This window comes from Mesorhizobium sp. M7A.F.Ca.AU.002.02.1.1, from assembly GCF_003998535.1.
Classification (GTDB): domain Bacteria; phylum Pseudomonadota; class Alphaproteobacteria; order Rhizobiales; family Rhizobiaceae; genus Mesorhizobium; species Mesorhizobium ciceri.
The window spans coordinates 1-2,422 of record NZ_RZPB01000844.1 but is presented as its reverse complement, the minus strand read 5'-3'; the positions used below and the strand labels follow the sequence as shown (position 1 = coordinate 2,422).

Annotated in this window: 3 protein-coding genes; 1 reads left to right on the top strand and 2 read right to left on the bottom strand. The window is 64.7% G+C overall.

The window, feature by feature from the left end; genetic code table 11:
* Together EN879_RS32160 and EN879_RS32155 are read right to left on the bottom strand one after the other, a co-directional pair.
* Positions 1-1,001: GMC family oxidoreductase N-terminal domain-containing protein (locus EN879_RS32160; protein ID WP_206521045.1), on the bottom strand; the 1,001-nt coding region annotated here is incomplete at its 3' end.
* 42 nt (positions 1,002-1,043) lie between these two features.
* The gene (locus EN879_RS32155) at positions 1,044-1,721 is read right to left on the bottom strand and encodes an FCD domain-containing protein (protein ID WP_013529856.1); all 678 of its coding nucleotides are present in this window, start codon (positions 1,719-1,721) and stop codon (positions 1,044-1,046) included.
* A gap of 203 nt (positions 1,722-1,924) precedes the next feature.
* On the opposite strand from EN879_RS32155, the gene EN879_RS32150 reads away from it, so the two are divergent.
* A partial coding sequence (locus EN879_RS32150) for a GMC family oxidoreductase N-terminal domain-containing protein (RefSeq protein ID WP_206521044.1) occupies positions 1,925-2,422 on the top strand: 498 nt, incomplete at its 3' end.

Below are 2,422 nucleotides of genomic sequence, written 5' to 3'. Positions count from 1 at the left end.
GGACTTCCCATGGAGCGGATCGGGTCGTCGCTGTGCAGATACATCAGCGATTCGGAGTGCTGCAGGCGGGAAGGCGGCACCGGCTTTTTGGTGCTGTAGACATTTCCAAGAGCCAGCAGATGATCCTGCAGGTTGCGGCCCACCTCGCTGCGATCGGCAAGGCAGCGTATGTCAGCCTGCTTCAGCGTATCCGGGCAACCAATGCCCGACCGCATGAGGATGAGCGGCGTGGACGCGGCGCCGGCGCAAAGGACAATCCGGTCGGCACAGAGCGTTCTGGTCTGGCCCTCGCAGACCACGCTCACGCCCGTGACCCTGTGGCCGTCCAGCACCAGATGCTCGACCTCGTGGCCGGCGAGCAAGGTCAGGTTCGGCCGCGCCATGACCCGCGGCGGCAGATAGGCGTCGGCGACGCTCAGGCGCTTGCCGTCGCGTATGTTGAGTGAATTGGGGCTGGTGCCGACCAGCTCGCCGCTGTTGTGGTCGCTCAGGGCGGGAGCCCCCATGGATCGCCCGGCGGCGATGTAGGCACGCACGACCGGACTGACCTCGGCGTCCGGCAGATAGACGTCCAGCGGGCCGCTCTTGCCGCGTGTTGGCCCGTCGAAAGCGGTGAAGGCTTCGCTGCGGATGAAGCCCGGCAACAACCCCCGATAGGACCAGCGCTCGCCGCCGGCTTGCACCCAGGGGTCGAAATCATCGGGATGGCCGCGCACATAGGCCATTGCATGCAGGCAGCTCGAGCCGCCGACGATTTTGCCGCGCGGCCATTCATGGACGCGGTTGGCGGTGAAGGGCTGGGGCACGGTCCGATAGCTCCAGTCGTAGGCGCGGCCCTGGAGCATCGTCCATTTCAGCGGGTCGGCGATGTCGGGATCGGCCGGCATCGTCCCGGCTTCGATGAGGCCGACCTGGCACGACCGGTCTTCACTGAGACGGCTGGCAACAACCGAGCCAGCGGATCCCGCGCCGATGACCAGCACGTCGAAATGACGTTTCAATTTGAAATTCCCCGCACAGGCTCGATGTCAGAGGTGATGCGATCACGCGGCAAAGGCGCCGGCATTCGACCGTTCCATGATCTGTCTCTGCACCGACAGAAGGTGCGCGCGCATTGCGGCCTCTGCCGCTTCGGGGTCGCGCTGCGAGATCGCTTCGGCGATCAGGCGATGCTCGCCGTCGCGGTGGGCGATCCGCTTGGGGCAGGTGGGTGCCGCGGTGCGCGCAACCTTCACCCGCGCATCGACACCGACCTGGCGCAGCATCTTGTAGAATTCCGCGGCGAGGTGGTTGCGGGCCGCGGCAACGATCGCGAGATGGAAAGCGAAGTCGACCTCACCCGACGGGGCGTTCTCCGGCGTGGTTGCCGCGTCGAGGATCCGCGCCGTCTCGAAAGAGGAGGCGCGCAGCGACGCCAGTCGGGCAAGGCCCGGCTCCATAATCAGGCGCAATTCCAGGACCTCGATCGGATTGGTTACCCTGACCAGTTCCTCGCCATATCTCGGAAGGGCGGTCGGCGCCCGCCTGGCGCGCGCCGGTTTGAGGTCGCCTGAAAGGCGCAGCACTTCAAGCGCCTTGCGAAGCTGATGGCGCTTGACGCTCAGATGTTCCGCAAGATCGCGCTCGGACGGAAGCTTGCCGCCGCCCTGCTGCAACTGGCGGACCGCGGCGATGATGTCGTCGAGATCAGATGGTCCGACCTGCGGCTCGAATGCGCTCAAAACCAAATCTCCTGTCCGATCGGCAGACCGCCGACTCAACGTCCCGACATCATATTGTGACACGAAAACCTGTTCGACGGCACTCAACCAATTCAACCAATCTACAACTGTACGCAATGGTTGACAACACCAGTTGCGCGATGGTTGACTGCCCATGTCGACGGTTGCCATCGCGGCAGACGTCTTTCTCCCGAGGATCACGCATGCCGGCTGGCGAAACCTTTGACTACGTCATTGTCGGTGCGGGATCGGCCGGCTGCGTGCTGGCGAACCGGCTGAGCGAAGACCCTGCCGTGTCGGTGCTTTTGTTGGAGGCGGGGGATTGGGACCGCGATCCGATGATCCACATCCCGCTCGGCTGGGGCAAGATACTGACGGAGCGCCGCCACGACTGGATGTATTTCTGCGAGCCCGAGGCCAATGTCGGCGGCCGCAAGGTCGAATGCGCGCGCGGCAAGGTCATCGGCGGCTCTTCCTCCACCAACGCCATGGCTTATGTGCGCGGCAATCGCGGCGACTACGATCGCTGGGCGGCAAGCGGCCTGACGGACTGGTCGTTCGACAAGGTGCTGCCCTACTTCAAGAAGCAGGAGCGCTGGGAAGCGGGCGAAAGCCGGTACCGTGGCGGCAGCGGGCCGCTGAACACCCAGTTCTGCCGCTACAAGGACGAACTGATCGATGCCTTCGCCACAGCCAGCCGT